The sequence below is a fragment of the Gardnerella sp. DNF01205 genome (assembly GCF_049244135.1).
Classification (GTDB): domain Bacteria; phylum Actinomycetota; class Actinomycetes; order Actinomycetales; family Bifidobacteriaceae; genus Bifidobacterium; species Bifidobacterium leopoldii.
In genome coordinates this window covers 1,390,972-1,412,513 of record NZ_CP058378.1, presented here as the reverse complement: position 1 = coordinate 1,412,513, position 21,542 = coordinate 1,390,972, and the positions used below count along the sequence as shown (strand labels likewise).

Below are 21,542 nucleotides of genomic sequence, written 5' to 3'. Positions count from 1 at the left end.
GAAAATTTTACGACAGTTATGACGGGGAAGTGGAATTTATGAATACATTACAGGAAGAAGCGGAAGTGACGGCAACGCGAGAAGCTGAAGCGGATGTAGCGCGAGAAGCGGAAGCAAGCGACGACGATATTGTTCTATCAGTCAATCATGTAGGCAAGTATTTTAAACTACCAACAGAGCAAGCAACTGGTCTAAAGCAAGCGTTTATAAATCTTACAAAAGGTATTAAAGGCTATAAAATTCAGAACGTTCTTAAAGACATAAGCTTTCAAGTGCATCGCGGTGAATTCTTCGGAATCGTCGGTCGAAACGGTGGCGGAAAATCAACGCTACTAAAAATCATTTCGCAAATCTATTACCCGAATACTGGAAGTGTAAAAGTAAAAGGCAAGCTTGTGCCGTTTATTGAGCTTGGTGTTGGATTTAATCCGGAACTTACCGGCCGTGAAAACGTGTATCTTAACGGAGCTTTACTTGGCTTCACTCGCGCAGAAATCGACGCAATGTACGACGATATTGTGGAATTTGCTGAGCTTGAAGATTTTATGGATCAAAAGTTAAAGAATTATTCTTCTGGTATGCAAGTTCGCTTGGCTTTTTCTGTGGCAATTAAAGCGCAAGGAGATATTTTAGTTCTTGATGAAGTTTTGGCTGTTGGTGACGAAGCTTTCCAGCGCAAGTGCGATTCTTTCTTTACTGAAATTCGAAAAGATCCTACTAAAACAGTTATTCTTGTTACGCATGATATGAATGCTGTTAAACGCTATTGCACACGTGCGATGATGATCAGTGATGGTGAAGTTGCTGCGATTGGCAATACTGAGTCCGTGGCAGATCAATATACTTTGGCAAATATCGAAGCTGAACGCGAAAAGCAAAATAAGCTTGGCGAAAAGCTGGGCAAGGGTCAGTATGCTCAAGGTTTGAATGCAAAGTGCCCGTTGCTTAGGACGTATGCTTTGGAAGACAAGATTTACAAAAGTAGCGATACTTTCCGTTTTGCTGTTGAGTATCAGTATGACGAGCCGGGTGACTTCTATTTGGCGATCGCTTTGCATGACGTTCGACGTGGTGGAATCACTTACGATACTGGTTCTAAAGTGCTGAAAATGCAAAAGCGTGGGCATCAAACAGTGTATTTTGAAATGCCGCTAAATTTGTTTAACAATGGCGAGTTTACGCTGTTTACTTCTTTACGCACACCTAGCCCAACTGAGGATGATTATACAGATTTGCTAGCTGTGGCTGTTGACGAGAACGCTTGCACGTTTGTGATTAGAGATAGTCGCAATCGTGATTATGCTTTGCTAAGCGATCGTGCTATGACGATTAAGCAAGTTTCGTGAAACATTTGCCGGTAATTTCTCCGGCGTTTTGTAGCTGTTTCTTCCGTTACTTACTTGTTGTTGGTTGAGTTGAAAATCTTATCCCAACTTTCAACGTTCGCCATATCGTAGCTGCGATACTCTCTAGACAGCTTCTTCCACTTACGCAACATTTTTAACGACAAAAGTGCGTCCGCACGCAACATTTTACGGAATAACTTGCTATCTCGTTGGAAAAGATTCAGCGTAGTGCCATCTGGAGCCGTAACAATTGCGGTATTAACTCCCACAAACGAAGGCCAAGAAACGTCTTGAGCTGGGATTGCAACTTCTGGGCGAGGATTCTTTGCGTGCTTTTCGTGCGCAAACAAAGCCTTAATCGTTGCGTGCTTTTGTGTTTTACGCAAAGCCTTAGCGTCATGTGCAGTAAACGGGCTTACGTGTTCGCGCAAAACCTCACTAATGAGTGCCTTATCGTTTACCGGCTGCGTGTCGCTAAACGCTTGGCGCGCTTTACGAACCTCGCCAAGCTTTTGTGGCATTGAATCAACAATATATTGCGGTCCGCGCAAGATATCCTGTAATCCCATATGATGCAAATGCATTGCAGAATACGCAAGTTTTAAGCCGGAAGCCAAGTCGCTTCGAAGCATTTCAATCGCGAAACGTAAGCTTGGATGAGTGCAATGAAGTAATCCACAAATCCAACGATTGCGCTGGAAGAAGTACTCTTCCCAAGTGCGTGAAGGATCCTTATCGTGCCAAGCTTGATGCCAAACTGCCACTCCTGGCAGGCAAATCGTGTGGTATCCGTGCTCAAGTGCTCTAATCGAATATTCAGTATCGTCAAACTTAATAAACACAGGTAGCGAAAGACCGATTTCTTTCATAATCGCAGTTGGAATAAGGCTCATCCACCAACCGTTGTAATCAGTGTCTATTCGCTGGTGACGTTCTGGGCAATCTTGCAAAGTAATCGCTGCAAAATCATGATTGTAATCAAGATTCTGTGAAGGCTTCATCCACACATTGTTGCGCGTGAAACGCTCACCTTGAGTGTAAAGGACGGTACGATTGTCCAAGTGAAGCATTCCGCCGCCAATAATGGCTGGCTTAATTGTGTAATCAGCAAACTGAAGCGCGCGAAGAATACACTCTGTTTCACTAATTGCGTCGTCGTCGAGAAGCATTGTGTAACTGCTTTTTCCTGCTTTAAGCGTTTCAAACATGCCGCGCGAGAATCCGCCGGAACCGCCTAAATTAGCCTGCTGAATATAGGTGAGCTGGTTGCCAAGATTTGCGCTTGTTTCATTAAATCCAGGCTGATTTTTAACTAAATCGGTGCCTTGATCTGTGCAATAAATTGTGTCAAGTCGCGCACGAAGTGCTTTGTTCTCTGCTATTGCCTTCAACTGATTGTGGCAGTATGAAGGGCGATTAAACGTAGTAATAGCAATAGAAAAAGTGCTATTTGATTGCTTAGCTGAATCTTCCTGATGCTTTGTGTTGCTAAATTGCACTTTATTTACAAAAGGAACACTCCATTCGGCATTGCTAACAGTTAGACTGCTAGAATCGCTTGCTTTAGCTTCAAACCAAAAATATCCACCGTCTGCAAGACCGGTCATCGGTATTTCGTAGCTAATAATTTGTGTATCTTGCGTAACTTGTGCTGGCTGGTTTGGGTGCTGTTTATTAGAATCAAACTCAAACTTTTGCACAGGATACGTAAGCCCGCGGCCAGTCGATCGCATAAGTTGCAAGTAGCCAGTGCCTTCAACACTGGCAGTGAACTTAACAGTTTTTACGCTCGTCCAATGCTGCCAATAGCTTGCAGGAAAAGCGTTAAAGAAAGTGCAAAGAGACACATGTTTTCCAGATGCAATGCAAAGTGAGTTGCGCGAAAGAACAGTGCAAACCCTTGAGTTTCAACATTTGGCAAATGACTGCTAGTGTCTGCAAGAAGCTTTTTAAAATCAGTAAGATTGAGATTATTTATATCGATTGCGCGCATATTCATACGAGGATCGAGCACAGTGCGCTGCAAATACGAGCGATGCCAAGGAATTACGTAAAGTGGCATAGTAATTTCAGCGTCTTTTACAGGGTAAACAACACGATTTACAACTTCCCAACTTCTATTGTTGCTATTTGCGCTGCTAGTATTTTGCGCTTCTTGTATTTCTTGGGTTTTTGCACTCTTTGCCTTAGTCATATTAGATATTATATATACGCTTAAGCCTATTCTTAGAATGTATTGTGCATGAATGAATTGAGTTGGAGCATAGTTTGAATAATAAGCCCAACTAAAAGTACGAAAGGTAAATGATATGACGCAAGCAGCAATCTCCCAAAATGCAACTTACCCAGATTTAGTAGTTGTTGGAGCAGGATTGTTCGGCTTAACTGTAGCTCAACAAGCAGTGGAGCATACTGGCGCTCGCGTTGAAATTATTGACGTTCGTAATCATATTGGCGGCAATGCTTACTCGTATTTTGACGAGCGAACGGGAATCGAAATTCATAAGTATGGTGCGCATCTTTTCCACACAAGCAACAAGCGCGTGTGGGATTATGTGAACCGTTTTACGTCGTTTACTAACTACGTGCATCGCGTGTACGCAACTCACGACGGCGAAGTTTACCCGTTGCCAATCAACTTGGGTACGATTAACCAATTCTTCCATGCGCACTACACGCCAGAAGAAGCGAAGGCTTTGATTGCAAGCCAAGCGGGGAGTTTGCTGGCAAAGATCCGCAAAATTTGAACGATAAGGGCATTAGCTTAATTGGGCGTCCGCTTTATGAAGCGTTTATTAAAAACTACACAGCAAAGCAGTGGCAAACGGATCCTTCTGAGCTTCCTGCTGGAATTATTAAACGCTTGCCTGTGCGATTTAACTACAATAATCGTTATTTTAAAGACACTTGGGAAGGCTTGCCAACGGACGGCTACACAGCTTGGATGCAGCGCATGATTGACGATCCGCGTATTCACGTTTCGCTTGGCGTAGACTTTTTCGACGAGTCGCAGCCGTTTAACAAGCGCGCGTTGGCGGAGGCTGGAGTGCTGGTTGTTTATACCGGTCCGGTTGATAGGTATTTTGACTATGCGCTCGGCGAGTTGAAGTGGCGCACTGTGGACTTTAAGGAAGTGCGTTACGAGGAGAGCGACCATTTTGGCTGCCCAGTTATGAACTATTCGGATGCTGATGTGCCATTTACGCGCGCGATTGAGTTTAAGAACTTTAATCCAGAGCGTGAAGAAGTTGGCGGAGAGGCTAGTGGCGAGGCTGATTTTGTGCCTGGAAAGAGCGTGAAAGCTGGGGAAACTGTAGTGTGGCAGGAGTATTCTCGCGCTGCAACTCGCGACGATGAGCCTTACTATCCTGTGAATACTGATGCAGATAAAGCATTGTATGCGCGCTATGCGGAGCTTGCTGCGGCTGAGCCTCGCACAGTTTTCGGCGGTCGCTTGGGCACTTACAGCTATTACGACATGCACAACGTAATCGACATGGCTTTGCGAGCTTATGAATCGCAAGTAGAGCCGCTGCTTAAGTAGTCTCAACTTTCGTCGCCGCAAACATTTGCCGGGGATTTGGTCGTGGTTAGTCGCCTCGGCGCGCGCGAGTTTGCAATATCTCAAATTCGTGGTATTCTATTTAAGTTGTTTGCTTATCAAGCGATTTGGTTGTTAAGTTAACATTTGGAGAATTCGCCTAGTGGTCTATGGCGCACGCTTGGAAAGCGTGTTGGTGTAACAGCCTCACGAGTTCGAATCTCGTATTCTCCGCGAGTAGGGTTTCTAGCCAATCGCTAGAAGCCCTTTTTTCATGCCGAAAACCCGATTGATGCTTAACCCAATTTCGTCACTCAAATTCGTCACCCAAATTCAGTGCCCTAATTCAGCATAATGCTGCTCGACTTGCGCTTTAATAGGCTTCCATAAATCAGCGTGAGAGTCGTACCACGATATTGTTTCTTGCAAGCCTTGCTTCAGATTGTTGTACTTAGGCTCCCATTTTAATTGCGTTCGAATTTTCGTAGTATCTAGTGCGTAACGCCTATCCTCGCCTATTCTGGGATTTACATACGCTATATTTGTTTCCGGCATGCCCATTAACTGCATCAAAATCCGCAAAATATTTATGTTGTTAACTTCACAGTTGGCACCGATATTATATGTTTCACCGATTGTTCCACGCGTTAGAACATGCCATATTGCGTCGCAATTATCTTCAACGTGGATCCAATCGCGTATCGAATCTCCTACGCCGTACAATTTTGCTGGCATATTGCACATAATATTTGTGATTTGGCGAGGAATAAACTTTTCAATATGCTGTCGTGGCCCGTAATTATTGCTGCTATTCGAAATAGTTGCGCGCAAACCGTAAGTCCTACACCATGCTTTTACCAACAGATCGCCTGCAGCTTTGCTTGCAGAATATGGACTAGACGGACAATATGGACTTGACTCGTCAAATTTAAGCACGCTGTCAATAGGAAAATCCCCGTAAACTTCATCGGTACTTACTTGATGGAAACGAATATTATATTTGTGTGCAAATTTAATGAGCGTATGCGTTCCTAAAATATTTGTGCTTATAAATGGGTCAGAAAACTCGATTGCATTATCGTTGTGTGATTCTGCAGCAAAATTTACAATTGCGTCGATAGCAGGAAGTGTTGTTCCTTCTGCCGTTTTAATTGGATTATGCGGATCTAATAGCTGATCAACTATATTTTCGTCTCGAATATCTCCGCGAATAAAAGCGTATCGGTTGTTTGCAAAATCTTGAGGTAAGTCGTAAAGATTTGCCATATTCCCAGCGTAGGTAAGCAAATCAAGTACCGTAACAGCAACCGTTGTATGATGTTTAGCTATGTAATGCACAAAATTAGATCCAATAAAGCCTGCGCCGCCAGTAACTAAGATGTGGTGTGGTTGAAAAGTATTACTGCTTGATGCGTAGTTGTGCATGTTACCGCCTTCATATGGCTAGTGCGTTGATTTTATTGTTTAATATGCGCATTTTGAATTGTAATTTTTTAATACTATACATTTCTTTCGTGTGTGCAAATAGAGTATGTTTCTCTAAAGTGTTGTTTACCAGCAAATTAGTTGAGTAGATGTGCAATAATTACTGCATGTTTGCTTGTTTGGGGATGCGAGGTGAATCTAATAATGGTTAAGTTTTCTTGGCGTAGCAGTGCGCATGATTTGGATTCATCAAATATTGATTCCTCTTCAACAAAAAAGCAACAATCTTCGAAATTGCAATCAACAGGTTCAAAGACTTTTGACACATCAAAAGCTGCAGCAAAAGCAATTGAAGGTACTCCAAATAAACCTAATCCAGCGTTAAATCATTCTACAAACGCTATTCTTGTAGGAATATTTTTAACTCTTTTGGGTGGCGCATTTTGGGGTGCAAACGCAACAGTTTCGAAAATCCTTATGTCGACGTATCACGTATCTCCTTTGCAAATCGCTTGCGTTCGTCAAATTGCTGCTGGCATGTTATTTGTCATTACTGCTGCAGTGTGCACTCCTAAGCAGTTAAGTGGTGCTGTGAAAACTGGTCGTACTTGGATTTCAATGGCTATTACGGGAATTGTGTGTGTTCTTCTTACGCAAGTTTCGTATTTATGGACTATTGATTGGACTAATTCTGGCACTGCTACTGTGCTTCAAAGCCTTAACTTACTGTTTGTTTTGGTTTATGTGTGTTTTCGCTCTCGCCGCGTGCCAACTATGCGCGAAACTATTGGAGTTGTGCTAGCTTTTGCAGGAACCGCTTTAATGGCTACAGGCGGTAATCTTTCTTCACTATCTTTGCCTGTTATGGGTTTGCTTTGGGGTCTTGCAGATGCTGCGTCTACAGCGGCGCTTGCTATTATGCCTGTGAAATTGATTGCAAAATGGGGAAATCTGACTGTTAATGGCATTACGTTTATTATTGCTGGTTTTATTATGCTTCCGTTTGTGCGACCGTGGGAAACAATGCCTGCATTAGATTTGCGCGCTATGCTGCTTTTTACTTTTACTGTTATTGCTGGAACTTTTGGAGCATATTGGCTCTTCTTAGAGGGCATTATGCGAGTAGGTTCAGTTCGTGGCACCTTGCTTGGAGCTAGCGAGCCTGTTACTGCTGCAATTACTGCTGTTATGTTTACTGGAGCCGTTTTTTCATGGGCAGATTTTGTGGGATTCGGGCTTATTTTCGTAATGATGATTTTGCTTTGCAAACGTAGCGCTTAGTAATTTTTAAAGTAACGCATTAAAATAAAACGCTTGTTGTGTCGTACGAGGCGTACAGGCTGCTAAAATGGGAAGTGACTATGTCGCGTACACCAGTTTGCAAACGGGAAGGCAATTATGTCAATAATTCTTGAAGGCAATCCAAAAAAGCAGATGATGTTAGTTACGGGTCGTGCATACCCAGAGCTTGCTAATGAGACTGCACAGTATCTTGGTATTGATGTGCTTGAGACTACTGCCTACGATTTTGCGAATGGCGAAATGTATGTGCGCTTTACTCAGCCTGTTCGTGGCTCAGATGTGTTTGTGCTTCAGGCACATACGAATCCTATTAACAATTGGATTATGGAACAGCTGCTTATGGTCGATTCTTTGCGACGCGCATCTGCTCGCAGTATTAACGTGGTTGCACCGTTCTTTGGATATTCGCGTCAGGATAAAAAGCATCAGGGACGTGAGCCTATTACTGCTCGCCTCATGTTTGACTTATTCCGCGCTGCTGGCGCCACGCGCATTTTGACTGTCGACATGCACGCAACTCAGGAGCAAGGTTTCTTTGATGGTCCTGTTGACCATTTGACTGCGATGCCTGTGCTTATTGATTATGTGCGAAACTCTATGAAGCTCGACAACGCAACTATTGTTTCTCCTGATGCTGGTCGCATCAAAGTCTCTGAGCAATGGGCTGCAAAACTCGGAGATTTACCTCTTGCTTTTATTCATAAAACGCGCGATATTACTCGTCCAAATCATGCTGAAGCTCATGGCATTATCGGTGAGATTAAAGGACGCGATTGCATTGTTGTTGACGACATGATTGATACTGCTGGCACTATTTGCGAAGCTGTACGCACTTTGCGTGAGGCTGGAGCAAAATCTGTTACTTTGGTTGCAACGCATGCTTTGCTTTCTGGACCTGCTGTTGAGCGCTTAAAAGCTGCTGGGGTTCGCGAGATCATTGTGACGGATACAGTTCCTGTGCCCGAAGAGAAGCGTCTTGATAATATGACGGTTCTTTCAATTGCGCCGCTTCTTGCTGCTGGCATTCGTTCCGTGTTCCGCTCTGGATCGCTTGTGTCACTTCGCAACGCACTTCCGGAAGATATGAAACAGCATAATATTTACGCATAAAGCGCATAAAACGTACAATATATAAAACAAATAACCGCAAATTCGTGTAACTGCATAAGCTTTATGCATTAACGTACGGGTTCAAAACGGCAGGAGGCAAATATGGTCGCCAATAACACAACAGCAGTTGCAGAAAATAATGAATCGCAAGAAGCGTTGCAATCTGATGCTTTCAGGGCGATTATTACCGTTGTCGGCTGCGATACCGTTGGTATTATTGCAAAAGTTACTTCACATGCTGCCGAGCATAATGTAAATATTTTGAATATTTCTCAAACAATTGTCGACGGATTCTTCAACATGATGACGATTGTTGACGTGTCTACTGTTGATTGCGAATTTGGCGACTTTGCTGCAGGATTAGAAACGCTAGGAGACGAAATTGGCGTGCGTATTCGCTGCCAGCGTAGCAATATTTTCACTGCAATGCACAGAATCTAAAATCCGTAGCAATCTAAGTAAACGTAAGGAAGTACACAATGCTCAACCTGATGGAAGTAAGCGAAACTAATTCGATGATTGAGCAAGAACAGCTCGACGTTCGCACAATCACCATGGGAATCAACCTGCTAGATTGCGCTTGCGAAAACTTGCAGGACGTTTGTTGTAAAGTTGAAGCAAAAATCACACGTCTTGCGAAAGATTTAGTAAAAACCGGCAACGATATTTCGCGCGACTACGGAATTCCAATTGTAAACAAGCGAATTACCGTAACTCCAATTTCGCTTGTTGGAGCGTCATCTTGTAAAAAGCCTGAAGATTTTGTGCAAATTGCGCACGCATTAGACAGAGCAGCACACACTGTTGGAGTTGATTTAATTGGTGGGTATTCGGCGCTTCCTGCAAAGTCGATGACTGCAGCAGACCGCATGCTTATTGAGTCGCTTCCACAAGCCTTAAGTGAGACGGAAATTGTGTGCTCGTCTGTGAACGTCGGCTCGACGCGAACTGGTATAGACATGGATTGCGTAGAGCTGCTCGGACGCACGATTAAAAAGATCGCTGAAGCTACAGCTGGAAACGATTCTTACGGTTGTGTTAAATTCGTGGCTTTTTGCAATGCTCCGGACGACAATCCGTTCATGGCAGGCGGCTTCCATGGTGTAACTGAAGGCGATGCTGTGATCAATGTTGGCGTGTCTGGTCCTGGCGTTGTTTCGAGTGCACTCGATGCTGCTAGAGGAAAAGACTTTGCTTTTCTATGCGAAACTATTAAGCGCACTGCGTTTAAGATTACTCGTGTAGGTCAGTTGGTTGCGCAAGAGGCTTCTCGTAGGCTTGGTGTGCCGTTTGGAATTATAGACTTGTCGCTTGCTCCAACTCCTGCAGTTGGCGATTCTGTTGGCGAAGTGCTTGAGAAAATCGGTTTGGACCAGGTTGGTGCTCCTGGCACAACTGCTGCGCTCGCTATGCTGAACGATCAAGTTAAGAAGGGCGGCATTATGGCAAGTAGCTATGTTGGCGGTCTTTCTGGAGCGTTTATACCCGTTTCGGAAGATGCAAATATGATTGCTGCTGCGAAGTCTGGCTGCTTGACTATTGAAAAGCTTGAAGCAATGACATGCGTTTGCTCAGTCGGTCTTGACATGATTGCGATTCCTGGAAATACTTCCGCTGCAACGATTTCTGGCATGATTGCGGATGAATCTGCAATCGGCATGATTAATCAAAAAACTACCGCTGTGCGAATTATTCCAGTAATTGGAAAAGGTGTAGGCGAAATGGCGAACTTCGGCGGATTAATGGGATATGCGCCGATTATGCCAGTAAACCAAACAAGCTGCGAAGCTTTCGTAACTCGCGGCGGACGTATTCCTGCTCCAGTACACAGCTTCAAGAATTAGCTACGTTTCGACTTGCTTTCGTGCTTTGCGGGCACAAGCGTCGCGTCTGGCTTTAATTTTGATGCGCAAGTTGTTACTAGCTTTTAGTACGAGCGCATTTTGTACGGTATGCTAGCGATTATTGCACGTTAATTAGCACAGGTTCGCTATGCAAACCTTGTACTCGTTTGTGCTCAATGCGTAAAACGTAAGTTCCGCGATTCACTTTTGGCAAATCCTCATCAGCGGTGCAGCCTTTGCCGGAAGTGGAATTAGTGTTCCAAGTAATTTTCTTCTCAAAATGGTCGCCTTTTGCCATAAGAAGAGGTTTCAAAGGCATATCGCATACGTCTGAACGCCATACTGCATGGGATAAGTAGTCAACGCTCTTACTGGAGTCTTTAAAGTCTTTGCTGTCTTTGCTATTTTTGCTGTCTTGATTATTTTTCTTTTTATTATCTTTAGTTGTTTGCTTACCTTGCGTAACTTCTTCACTACTATTAATCGTTAAAACAGCATTCATATCCGATGCGTCAATAAGGCAAGAAGAGTTTCCTTCGTACACAAATCGTTCTGTCAATTCAACGCTACCGCCCATGGGAACAGTTTGTGACTTAGTAGAAAGCTCAAGACGAATATCTTTAGCAGTGCAATGAGGTGTTAAGCCAACAGGACGAGGGTCTGGCACTGGTTGACGAACAATAGTAACTTCATGGCCAGCAATCGCTTTACCAATAGCAGCAATACCCTTACTCAAGCTAATAACGCAAAATATGACCAGCATAATCAAAAGCAACAAAGCAATACCAACAACAATTCTGCGGCGACGATACATTTTTCGTTTTGCTGCACTCATGTTGCGTACGGGCTTACGCACGGGTTTGCGCATCGGGTTGCGAAATGATGTTGCACTCGCATTGCGATGCGGTTTACGTGGTGACGTAGTTGGCATTGACATATTTACCATTGTAATACATAAGTCGATGAGATGAACTGTACTCACTACACAAGGTAGACTCACATACAAAGTAATTAAGTTGTTAATTAAAGAGTTACAAAAGCAGCGTAATTAGTTAGTTACTTAAGGTAGTGCTAAAGTGCCATCCGGCAATATAGTGATAAGACTGTCATGATCGAGCGAAGCAATGCATTCGTCAAGTTGCGTTTGATTCGACCATAAATTGTTGATCTCGCAACGTTGCAATACCTGCTGTTTTTTATGTGCTTCACGCAATGCCTGTAAAATAATGCCGCGCACTTGCCGATTAGTGCCGGCAAAATGTTGCTGTGGGCGGGTATGGCGGCCAAGACCTGGAAATCCAGCAGCTTTGAAACGGCACCATGTTTGCAAAGGGCATGTAGTGCATTGCGGAGATCGTGCTGTGCAAATGGTAGCACCAATTTCCATAATTGCCTGATTCCAAACGGATGAAGTGCAGGTAGTGTTGGTGGTGTTAGTAGCGTTAGCAGCGGCAGTAGTAACATGATTATCTTCCGGCAATACTGCTGCAGCAAGCTCGCGGTCAGATTGCGTTGTGCTGCCACCATGCGATTCAGTTCCAGTAAAAGCGCGCATAAGTACGCGGCGAATATTTGTATCAATCACCGCAATGTGCTTGCCATAAGCAAAGCTGAGTATTGCACTTGCTGTGTAATCGCCTACACCTGGCAAGGCAATAAGTTCTTCATAGGTGCATGGCAGCTTATTGCGATATGTTGTTGCTACAACTTGAGCACAAGATTGTAAACGTAACGCGCGTCGAGGGTAGCCGAGGCGACCCCAAGCTGTAATAATTTCAGCACTCGTAGCGTGAGCTAGTGATTGTGCATCTGGCCAAGTTTGCATCCAAGTGAGCCAATAGGGTACAACGCGGCTCATTTGCGTTTGCTGGCTCATTACTTCACACACAAGCACACCCCAAGGGGTAGTGTGCCCAAACCTCCAAGGCAAATCGCGTGCACAACTATGCCAAAAAAATGCAACATTATCGCGCGTAAGTGTTGCCAATTCGCGCAATGGCTGAGAAGTTTCTTCGGTGAGATGTTCTTCGGGAAGAGATTGTGAATCTTGCTGCATGCTTAATTATGTAAACGTCGTATGCTTTTGTGATTACTTTCCGCCTGTAAAACCGAGTTGCCTCCACGCTTCATACACTGCAATAGAAGCGCAATTTGTAAGATTCAAACTACGAAGTGACGGGCGCATAGGAAGACGCACCTGCTCTGCAACGTGTGGACCAGCCATAACATCCATTGGATCAGGAATATCTCCTGGTTCTGGTCCAAAAAGCAGAATATCGTTCGGCTTATATTCAATTTCAGTGTAAAGTTTCGTAGCATTCGCAGTAAACGCAATAATTCGCGAATTTGGCATTGACTCAACTAAATTCTCAAAATTCGGGTGCAAAACAACGTGAGCCATATCGTGATAATCCAAGCCTGCGCGACGTAATTTAGTATCGTGCAAATTAAAACCAAGCGGCTCAACCAAGTGCAAGATAGTGCCAGTTACAGCGCAAAGTCGAATTGCGGAACCTGTATTTCCTGGAATACGAGGGGAGTAAAAGCAAAGGTGAGGGGTGTGCGTTTCTGCGCGCGCGGCATCGTCGGCGCTGAGCATTGCGTCCATAACGCTAATCGGATTTCCGTGAGCGTCGGTTACAAGCTCGTCTGGGGCATAATTTGATTTGCGGTAGCCGTACTCGTACATTTGCTCTACGCGGCTTGCTGCTGCTTTGTGTGCTTCGGTTTGTGCTTCGGTTTGCTTTTTGGTTTTGGCTGCTGCTTCTTGCGTATTCTCGCTGTTATTCATGCTATTCCTTAGCTTTTTAAGTATCTTTACGTAACTTCGTAATCGTAACGTATTTAGTTTACTCGCAACTTGCACATTACTATTGCGAGCGTTCGTTATTAGTGGGGAAAAGTCCGGAGTTTTTGGTAGAGTAGACAGACTGTGTAAGGTGTGTCATATAGCGGGCATGCTCATGGAACCGAAGAAGGCGCCCGCGCATCGCAACTTGCTTATTTGGCAGTTTCGTTTGCCGCGATTTTCTTTAGTTTTTCAAAGATTAAATAGTTAACTAGCGAGTGATAAAGGAACGTCCATTGGCTGCTGAACAAGCTATGACGAGCACCACGAAAGTCATCGCACGTGCTGACGAACATGATATTAAGTTGCATAAAGCGTCAGATCGTGTGAATTTTGGCTCCATTTGTGAGCCTATTGATGTGCCATACCTCCTCGGCGTGCAAACCGACAGCTTCGATTGGTTGATCGGCTCTGAACGCTGGAAGAAGCGCGTTGCAGAAGATGAAGCAAACGGAACTCACACCGTGCCTCATGTTTCTGGTCTCGACGAAGTCTTCCAGGAGATTTCCCCAATTGAGAACTTTGCTGAGACGATGAGCCTCACATTCTCTGATCCATACTTTGAAGAGCCACGTCACACTGTGCTCGAGTGCAAGGAAAAGGATTACACCTATTCTGCTCCACTTTATGTGAATGCTGAGTTTGAAAACGGCGAAACTGGCGAAATTAAGAGCCAGACTGTTTTCATGGGTGATTTCCCATTGCAAACTCCTCACGGCACATTCATTATTGGTGGCACCGAGCGAGTAATCGTTTCGCAGCTTGTGCGCTCTCCAGGCGTGTACTTTGATCGTACACAAGATCGCACTTCCGACAAGGATGTTTTCGGTGCGAAGATTATCCCAAGCCGCGGTGCATGGTTGGAATTTGAGATTGACAAGCGTGATGTTTTAGGCGTTCGCGTAGACCGTAAGCGTAAGCAGTCCGCAATCGTATTCCTTATGGCAATCGGCATGACGAAAGACGAAATTGCAGATGCTTTCCAAGGCTATCCACTTGTTTTGGATGCGCTCGCAAAAGAGCCTATTGAAACGCAAGACGATGCACTTACCGATTTGTATCGTAAGATTCGCCCTGCAGATACTGCAACTCCAGAAGCTGGTCGCAATCTTCTCGATTCCTTCTACTTCAACACAAAGCGTTACGATTTGGCTCGCGTTGGTCGCTATAAGATCAACCGCAAGCTCGGTATTGAAGCAGATTACAGCGATCGCAGCTTGAATCGCGAAGATATTATCGCAACTATTAAGTACTTGGTAACGTTGCATTCTGGCGAAAAAACCTTCCCAGGTAAGCGCGACGGTCAAGACGTACAGTTGCGCGTTGACGTTGACGATATCGATCATTTCGGCAACCGTCGTATTCGTCAGGTTGGCGAGCTTGTGCAGAATCAGCTTCGTACCGGCTTAAGCCGCATGGAGCGTGTTGTGCGCGAACGTATGACAACTCAGGATGCAGAGGCAATTACTCCTCAGTCCTTGATTAACATTCGTCCAGTAAACGCAACTATTAAGGAATTCTTCGGAACTTCCCAGCTCAGCCAGTTTATGGATCAAAACAATCCTTTGGCAGGCGTTACGAACAAGCGTCGTCTTTCCGCACTTGGTCCTGGTGGTCTTTCTCGCGATCGCGCTTCTATGGAAGTTCGAGACGTGCACCCATCCCACTTCGGACGTATGTGCCCAATCGAATCCCCAGAAGGTCCAAACATCGGTCTTATCGGTTCTTTGGCAACCTTCGGACGCATCAATCCATTCGGCTTCATCGAAACCCCATACCGCAAGGTTGTGAATGGTCACGTAACTAATGAAGTCGAATACATGACTGCAGACCGCGAAGCCGAGCACGTTATTGCTCAAGCAAACCAGGAACTCGACGAAAACGGCAACTTCGTTGGCACTCAAGCACTTGCTCGCGTGGACGAAGAAGAAGCAGTCGATGTGCCTGTAAGCACTGTAGATTACATGGACGTTTCCCCACGTCAGATGGTTTCTCTCGGCGCTTCCTTGATTCCATTCTTGGAGCACGATGAAGGCCACCGCGCATTGATGGGTACGAACATGCAGCGTCAGGCTGTGCCGCTTATTAAGTCGGAGCGACCACTTGTTGGTACCGGTTCTGAATGGCGTGCAGCAGTTGATTCTGGCGACGTAATCTTGGCTGAAAAGCCGGGCGTAGTAACTTACGTTTCTGCAGATATTATTCGCGTTATGAACGACGATGGAACTCAGTCCAGCTACAAGCTTTCAAAGTTCCAGCGTTCTAACCAGACTACTTGCTACAACCAAGTGCCGCTTATTAAAGACGGTGAGCGCGTTGAAACTGGTACAGTTTTGGCAGACGGTCCTGCAACCGAAAAGGGCGAACTTGCATTGGGTAAGAATTTGCTCGTTGCGTTCATGCCTTGGAACGGTTACAACTACGAGGATGCTGTGATTATTTCCCAGCGTCTTGTGCAAGACGATACGCTTTCTTCTATTCACATTGAAGAATACGAAATCGACGCTCGCGAAACCAAGCTTGGTTCCGAAGAGATTACTCGTGACTTGCCAAACGTTGGCGAAGATGCGATTGCAAATCTCGACGAGCGCGGCATTATTCGTATTGGCGCTGAAGTCGAAGCTGGCGATATTTTGGTTGGTAAGGTAACTCCTAAGGGCGAAACCGAGCTTACTCCAGAAGAGCGTTTGCTCCGCGCAATCTTCGGCGAAAAGAGCCGCGAAGTGCGCGATACTTCTTTGCGCGTGCCACACGGCGAGACTGGTACTGTGATTGCAGTTAAGGAAATCACTCGTGAAGACGCTGAAGACGACGGTGACGAGCTTCCAAACGGCGTGAACCAAATGATTCGCGTTTACATTGCTCAGCATCGTAAGATTACGCAAGGCGATAAGCTTTCCGGTCGTCACGGCAACAAGGGTGTTATTTCCCGCATTTTGCCAGAAGAAGATATGCCATTCTTGGCTGATGGTACTCCAGTTGACATCATGCTTAACCCGTTGGGTGTGCCTTCTCGAATGAACTTGGGTCAGGTGCTCGAGCTTCACTTGGGTTGGATTGCTCACGCTGGCTGGGATATTAACTTGGATCCAGACTTGGAAGCAGCTTGGAAGAAGTACGTGCCGCAAGGTGCTGAGCATGGCGATCCATGCACTCCAGTTGCAACGCCAGTATTCGACGGCGTGCGACCAGAAACTTTGAAGGGCTTGCTTTCTACAACACTCGCAAATCGCGATGGTGACAAGCTTGTTGGCTCTGACGGTAAGGCAACCTTATTCGACGGTCGTACTGGTGAGCCATTCCCGAAGCCAATTTCTGTGGGCTACATGTACATTTTGAAGCTGCATCACTTGGTTGATGATAAGATTCACGCACGTTCCACTGGTCCTTACTCCATGATTACCCAGCAGCCGTTGGGTGGTAAGGCTCAGTTCGGCGGTCAGCGCTTCGGCGAAATGGAAGTGTGGGCGCTCGAGGCTTACGGTGCTGCTTACACATTGCACGAAATGATGACTACGAAGTCTGATGACGTCGACGGTCGTGTGCGCGTGTACGGTGCTATCGTCAAGGGCGATAACCTGCCACCAGCTGGCATTCCTGAATCATTCAAGGTGTTGCTTAAGGAAATGCAGTCGCTTTCGCTTAATGTTGAGGTGTTGAACGCTGAAGGCGTCGCAATCGACATGAAGGATGAAGAGGACGACCCAGTTTCATCTTCCGACGATCTTGGCTTCAATATTGGCGCTCGACCAGATTCGTCCGCCAAGGAAGATCAGATTGCTGTTGAACCTGAATACCAGTGATTCGGTAACGAACACACTTTAAGAAATTAAGAAACGTTAAAAACAATTTCATGAGACAGGACGATAAGAGTGCTGGACGTCAACGCATTTGACAAACTGAGGATTGGACTGGCAACCGCCGAAGATATCCGTAGCTGGAGCCACGGCGAAGTAAAGAAGCCAGAAACCATTAATTACCGTACCCTAAAGCCAGAGAAGGACGGTCTGTTCGGTGAGCAGATCTTCGGTCCAACTCGCGATTGGGAGTGCGCATGCGGCAAGTATAAGCGCGTGCGCTTTAAGGGAATCGTGTGCGAACGATGCGGCGTAGAAGTTACCCGCAGTCGCGTTCGCCGCGAACGCATGGGTCATATTGAGCTTGCAGCTCCGGTAACGCACATTTGGTTCTTCAAGGGTGTGCCAAGCCGTTTGGGCTACTTGCTCGACATTGCACCTAAGGATCTTGAAAAAGTAATCTACTTCGCAGCCTACATGGTTACGAAAGTCGACGAAGAGCAGCGTCACCAAGATCTTCCAGATTTGCAAGACGAATTCGATACAGAAATCGGCAACCTTCGCAAGCGTCGTGATAACGAAATTGAAGCGCGCGCTAAGAAAGTTGAAGAAGACTTGCATGAGCTGGAAGAATCTGGCGAAGGCAAAGGTGCTGCAAGATCTAAGTTGCGTGCTAGTGCAGAACGCGAAATGTCTGCTATTCGTACTCGCTATGACGAGCAAATTCAGCGTTTGAACGCCGTATTTGATCGTTTCAAGGGCTTGCGTGCCGGCGATATGGAAGGCGACGTTGACTTGTGGCGCGAGATGGAAGATCGCTATGGCGATTACTTCGAAGGCTGCATGGGTGCTGAAGCTATTAAGAAGCGTTTGCAAGATTTCGATTTGAAGTCTGCTGCCGAAGAACTTCGCGCAGAAATTGACAACGGAACCGGTCAGCGCAAGGCTCGCGCTTTGAAACGACTGAAGGTTGTAAACGCGTTCTTGACTACTGGAAACAAGCCAGAAGCTATGGTTTTGGACGTAATTCCAGTAATCCCACCAGACTTGCGACCAATGGTTCAGCTCGATGGTGGTCGTTTTGCAACTTCCGATTTGAACGATTTGTACCGTCGTGTAATCAACCGTAACAACCGTTTGAAGCGACTTATTGAGCTTGGTGCTCCTGAGATTATGCTTAATAACGAAAAGCGCATGCTTCAGGAAGCAGTCGACTCACTCTTCGACAACGGTCGCCGCGGACGCCCAGTAACCGGCGCATCCAACCGACCATTAAAGTCGCTTTCCGACATGCTTAAAGGTAAGCAAGGCCGATTCCGCCAGAACTTGCTTGGTAAGCGTGTTGATTACTCTGGTCGTTCCGTAATCGTCGTTGGTCCAAGCCTTCGCATGCATCAGTGCGGTTTGCCAAAGCCAATGGCATTGGAGCTTTTCAAGCCGTTCGTTATTAAGCGTTTGGTGGATCAGGGCTTCGCTCAGAATATGAAGAGCGCAAAGCGTTTGGTTGACCGCGGCGACTCCGAAGTTTGGGGCGTTTTGGAAGAAGTTATTTCCGAACATCCTGTGCTTCTTAACCGCGCACCTACACTTCACCGCTTGGGTATTCAGGCATTCGAGCCGATTTTGGTTGAAGGTAAAGCAATCCACCTGCCACCACTTGCTTGTGCTGCATTCAACGCAGACTTCGATGGTGACCAGATGGCAGTGCATCTTCCGCTTTCTGCAGAAGCTCAAGCGGAAGCGCGCACTTTGATGATGGCTTCCGACAATATCTTGAAGCCAGCAGACGGTCACACCGTGACTATGCCTTCTCAGGATATGATTCTGGGTCTTTACTACTTGTCTACCGTAATTGACGGAGCAAAAGGTCAAGGCCGAATCTTCTCCTCGCTTGCTGAAGCTGAAATGGCTCTCGACAAGCATGAGATTGATATGCAAGCTAAGGTGCTGATTCGAGTTCCTGCAGACTTCGTATTGCCAAAGAATTGGGAGCCTGCTGAGCTTAAGGTTGTTGACCCTGAGCCAGGCAGCCCAGACGTTGTGCGCGAAGAGCGTTTTAAGGACGGGACTGTACTGTTTGCAACTTCTTGCGGACGCATTTTGTTCAACGGAACTTTGCCAGTCGACTATCCGTTCGTAAACGAGCAGGTGCCAAAGGGCGTACTTTCTAAGATCGTCGACGATATTGCAACCCGCTATTCTACAGCTCAAGTTGCAGCAACACTCGACGCTTTGAAGGATCTCGGCTTTACTCGCGCTCCTTGGTCTGGCGTAACGATGGCATTCTCTGACATTGTGCTTCCTCCAAATCGCGAGCAAATTGCGCAAGATTACGAGGATCAGGCTGCAAAAATCAACTCTCAATACGATATGGGTCTTCTTACAGACGAAGAGCGTCGTCAAGAGTTGATCAACTTGTGGACTGAATGCACCGACAAGGTTGCAGACGCAATGCGTGAAAACTTCCACGATGACAACAACGTGAACATCATGGTTCAGTCAGGCGCACGTGGTAACTGGATGCAGATTCGCCAGATTGCTGGTATGCGAGGTCTCGTGGCAAACCCTAAGGGCGAGATTATTCCTCGACCTGTTAAGTCAAACTACCGCGATGGTCTTTCCGTGTTGGAGTACTTCATCTCGCAGCACGGCGCTCGTAAGGGCTTGGCAGATACCGCACTTCGTACGGCAGAATCTGGCTACTTGACTCGTCGTCTTGTGGATGTTTCGCAGGAAGTAATCGTGCGTGAAGAAGATTGCGGCACTAAGCGCGGTCTTATGATGAAGATTGCTGATCGCGACGAAAACGGCAATTTGACGCTTGTTAAGGCTGCTGACGGTGGTCCATACTCGCGCTTGCTTGCTGCAGACGTAATTGATCCTGCTGACGGTACGACAGTTTTGGCAAAGTGTGGCGACGCGCTTTCTATGGACGTTTTGCGTGATTTGGTTGCTCACGGCGTTGAGGAAGTTAAGGCGCGTTCTGTGCTTACTTGCGAATCCAAGCGCGGCGTTTGCGCAAAGTGCTACGGCTGGTCCTTGGCTACAAGCCGACTCGTGGATGTTGGTGAGGCTGTTGGTATTGTTGCAGCACAGTCCATTGGTGAACCTGGTACGCAGCTTACGCTTCGTTCCTTCCACTCTGGTGGCGTCGCTTCGGCTTCTGATATTACTCAGGGTCTTCCTCGTGTTACGGAGCTTTTCGAGGCTCGTACTCCTAAGGGTGAGGCTCCAATCGCTGAGTTCCCAGGCGTTGTGAAGGTCGAGGATACTGATCACGGCCGTCAGGTGACTTTGACTCCAGACGACACTACGATTGATCCAATCGTTTACCCAGTGACTCGTCGTGCGCCAATGCTTGTAAAAGATGGCGACCATGTTGAGGTTGGTACGCAGCTGATTGAAGGTTCTGTGGATCCTAAGAAGATTCTGCGTATTCTTGGTCCGCGTGCGGCTCAGGTGAACATCGTGGAAGAAGTGCACAACGTGTACCGTTCTCAGGGTGTTGATATTCACGATAAGCACATTGAAGTTATTGTGCACCAGATGCTTCGCCGCATTACGGTGATCGATTCTGGCGATACGGATCTTCTTCCAGGTGAACTTGTGGATCAAGCAAAGTTCCGCGAGGCAAACTTGGCTGCTGTAAAGAACGGCGGAAAGCCTGCTGCTGGTCGACCAGAGCTTATGGGTATTACCAAGGCTTCTTTGGCTACGGATTCTTGGCTTTCTGCAGCATCGTTCCAGGAGACTACGCGTGTGCTTACTGAGGCCGCCTTGAGCCAGAAGGAAGATGACCTTAAGGGCTTGAAGGAGAATGTGATTATCGGTAAGCTCATCCCAGCTGGTACCGGTTTGGCACGTTACCGCAATGCTAGTGTGGAGCCGGATCCTCAGGTTCGCGACTCTATTTATCCGAACTTTGGTTTGGGCGGTGCAGATAGCACGCCTTCGAACTTCGGTGAGAGCGATATGGGCGATGTTGACTTCTCCAACATTGATTTTGGTGATATGAAGCTCGGCGACGACTTTAATCCAGATGACTTCCTTGACGATCAGGGTGGTCAGAGCGATTATGGCGACGAAGCTGAGTGATGACGCTGGCATTCTGCTTGGTTCGTGCTGAGCGTGTTGCGTTTGGTGGGTGCTGAGCGGTACTAATCTAATATAAATGGGGCTTCAAGCTTTCGGGCTTGAAGCCCTTTTTGTTACTGACGCAGTTGGCGTTCTGCGCGGATTACGCGCTCGCTTACGAAACTCGCGTTGAAAGCACAGTGTGCTTTCAACCTTGAGTAAGCTCGGCGCTCCGAATTGCCTTCGCGCGCACAA

General features: G+C 46.4%; 11 protein-coding genes, 1 tRNA gene and 2 pseudogenes. 9 read left to right on the top strand and 5 right to left on the bottom strand.

Translation table 11 applies throughout. The features are described from left to right. Nucleotides 1-38 precede the first annotated feature (38 nt). Nucleotides 39-1,346 carry an ABC transporter ATP-binding protein gene (locus HXT47_RS05690; protein WP_410299554.1) on the top strand — a complete coding sequence of 436 codons (1,308 nt, stop codon included), beginning with the start codon at nucleotides 39-41 and terminating at the stop codon, nucleotides 1,344-1,346. A 50-nt stretch (nucleotides 1,347-1,396) separates the two neighbouring features. On the opposite strand, the pseudogene HXT47_RS05685 reads toward HXT47_RS05690, so the two are convergent. Then, nucleotides 1,397-3,540, bottom strand: a pseudogene (locus HXT47_RS05685) (glycosyltransferase). Between the two features lie 115 nt (nucleotides 3,541-3,655). Here HXT47_RS05685 and glf point away from each other — a divergent pair. Both glf and HXT47_RS05675 read left to right on the top strand, forming a co-directional pair. Further along, nucleotides 3,656-4,890 (top strand): annotated as a pseudogene (gene glf / locus HXT47_RS05680) (UDP-galactopyranose mutase). Between the two features lie 146 nt (nucleotides 4,891-5,036). Then, a tRNA-Ser gene (locus tag HXT47_RS05675) sits at nucleotides 5,037-5,121 on the top strand. 99 nt (nucleotides 5,122-5,220) lie between these two features. Here the strand turns inward: HXT47_RS05675 and rfbB are convergent. Next, nucleotides 5,221-6,312 carry a dTDP-glucose 4,6-dehydratase gene (gene rfbB / locus HXT47_RS05670; RefSeq protein WP_004118653.1) on the bottom strand — a complete coding sequence of 364 codons (1,092 nt, stop codon included), beginning with the start codon at nucleotides 6,310-6,312 and terminating at the stop codon, nucleotides 5,221-5,223. 204 nt (nucleotides 6,313-6,516) lie between these two features. On the opposite strand from rfbB, the gene HXT47_RS05665 reads away from it, so the two are divergent. The 4 genes from HXT47_RS05665 (at nucleotide 6,517) to HXT47_RS05650 (ending at nucleotide 10,568) form a co-directional block, all read left to right on the top strand. Continuing rightward, nucleotides 6,517-7,593 (top strand): DMT family transporter, encoded by a 1,077-nt coding sequence (locus tag HXT47_RS05665; protein ID WP_004118656.1) that lies wholly within the window; start codon nucleotides 6,517-6,519, stop codon nucleotides 7,591-7,593. A gap of 117 nt (nucleotides 7,594-7,710) precedes the next feature. Next, the gene (locus HXT47_RS05660; protein WP_004107531.1) at nucleotides 7,711-8,724 is read left to right on the top strand and encodes a ribose-phosphate diphosphokinase; all 1,014 of its coding nucleotides are present in this window, start codon (nucleotides 7,711-7,713) and stop codon (nucleotides 8,722-8,724) included. A 102-nt stretch (nucleotides 8,725-8,826) separates the two neighbouring features. Beyond that, entirely contained in the window at nucleotides 8,827-9,165 is a 339-nt protein-coding gene (locus HXT47_RS05655; protein ID WP_410297537.1) for an ACT domain-containing protein, read from the top strand. 38 nt (nucleotides 9,166-9,203) lie between these two features. After that, nucleotides 9,204-10,568, top strand: a complete 1,365-nt coding sequence (locus tag HXT47_RS05650) for a PFL family protein (RefSeq protein WP_032842559.1) — start codon at nucleotides 9,204-9,206, stop codon at nucleotides 10,566-10,568. 118 nt (nucleotides 10,569-10,686) lie between these two features. Here HXT47_RS05650 and HXT47_RS05645 read toward each other — a convergent pair whose 3' ends face one another. The 3 genes from HXT47_RS05645 to HXT47_RS05635 all read right to left on the bottom strand — a co-directional run bounded on the left by HXT47_RS05645 (nucleotide 10,687) and on the right by HXT47_RS05635 (nucleotide 13,359). Beyond that, nucleotides 10,687-11,499 (bottom strand): hypothetical protein, encoded by an 813-nt coding sequence (locus tag HXT47_RS05645; RefSeq protein ID WP_064340229.1) that lies wholly within the window; start codon nucleotides 11,497-11,499, stop codon nucleotides 10,687-10,689. A gap of 129 nt (nucleotides 11,500-11,628) precedes the next feature. Further along, nucleotides 11,629-12,624, bottom strand: a complete 996-nt coding sequence (locus HXT47_RS05640; protein ID WP_421789011.1) for an A/G-specific adenine glycosylase — start codon at nucleotides 12,622-12,624, stop codon at nucleotides 11,629-11,631. A 33-nt stretch (nucleotides 12,625-12,657) separates the two neighbouring features. Further along, on the bottom strand, nucleotides 12,658-13,359 hold the full coding sequence (locus HXT47_RS05635) for a tRNA (cytidine(34)-2'-O)-methyltransferase (RefSeq protein ID WP_421789009.1): 702 nt from the start codon (nucleotides 13,357-13,359) through the stop codon (nucleotides 12,658-12,660). Between the two features lie 311 nt (nucleotides 13,360-13,670). On the opposite strand from HXT47_RS05635, the gene rpoB reads away from it, so the two are divergent. Together rpoB and HXT47_RS05625 are read left to right on the top strand one after the other, a co-directional pair. Then, nucleotides 13,671-17,219 (top strand): DNA-directed RNA polymerase subunit beta, encoded by a 3,549-nt coding sequence (gene rpoB, locus HXT47_RS05630; RefSeq protein WP_032835542.1) that lies wholly within the window; start codon nucleotides 13,671-13,673, stop codon nucleotides 17,217-17,219. A gap of 69 nt (nucleotides 17,220-17,288) precedes the next feature. After that, the gene (locus tag HXT47_RS05625; RefSeq protein ID WP_004118670.1) at nucleotides 17,289-21,308 is read left to right on the top strand and encodes a DNA-directed RNA polymerase subunit beta'; all 4,020 of its coding nucleotides are present in this window, start codon (nucleotides 17,289-17,291) and stop codon (nucleotides 21,306-21,308) included. Nucleotides 21,309-21,542: the final 234 nt, after the last annotated feature.

What these genes read in the sequence shown, in the direction of transcription:
- HXT47_RS05690 (WP_410299554.1), top strand. Translation starts at nt 39, where the DNA reads ATGAATACATTACAGGAAGAAGCGGAAGTGACGGCAACGCGAGAAGCT.
- rfbB (WP_004118653.1), bottom strand. Translation starts at nt 6,312, where the DNA reads ATGCACAACTACGCATCAAGCAGTAATACTTTTCAACCACACCACATC.
- HXT47_RS05665 (WP_004118656.1), top strand. Translation starts at nt 6,517, where the DNA reads ATGGTTAAGTTTTCTTGGCGTAGCAGTGCGCATGATTTGGATTCATCA.
- HXT47_RS05660 (WP_004107531.1), top strand. Translation starts at nt 7,711, where the DNA reads ATGTCAATAATTCTTGAAGGCAATCCAAAAAAGCAGATGATGTTAGTT.
- HXT47_RS05655 (WP_410297537.1), top strand. Translation starts at nt 8,827, where the DNA reads ATGGTCGCCAATAACACAACAGCAGTTGCAGAAAATAATGAATCGCAA.
- HXT47_RS05650 (WP_032842559.1), top strand. Translation starts at nt 9,204, where the DNA reads ATGCTCAACCTGATGGAAGTAAGCGAAACTAATTCGATGATTGAGCAA.
- HXT47_RS05645 (WP_064340229.1), bottom strand. Translation starts at nt 11,499, where the DNA reads ATGCCAACTACGTCACCACGTAAACCGCATCGCAATGCGAGTGCAACA.
- HXT47_RS05640 (WP_421789011.1), bottom strand. Translation starts at nt 12,624, where the DNA reads ATGCAGCAAGATTCACAATCTCTTCCCGAAGAACATCTCACCGAAGAA.
- HXT47_RS05635 (WP_421789009.1), bottom strand. Translation starts at nt 13,359, where the DNA reads ATGAATAACAGCGAGAATACGCAAGAAGCAGCAGCCAAAACCAAAAAG.
- rpoB (WP_032835542.1), top strand. Translation starts at nt 13,671, where the DNA reads ATGACGAGCACCACGAAAGTCATCGCACGTGCTGACGAACATGATATT.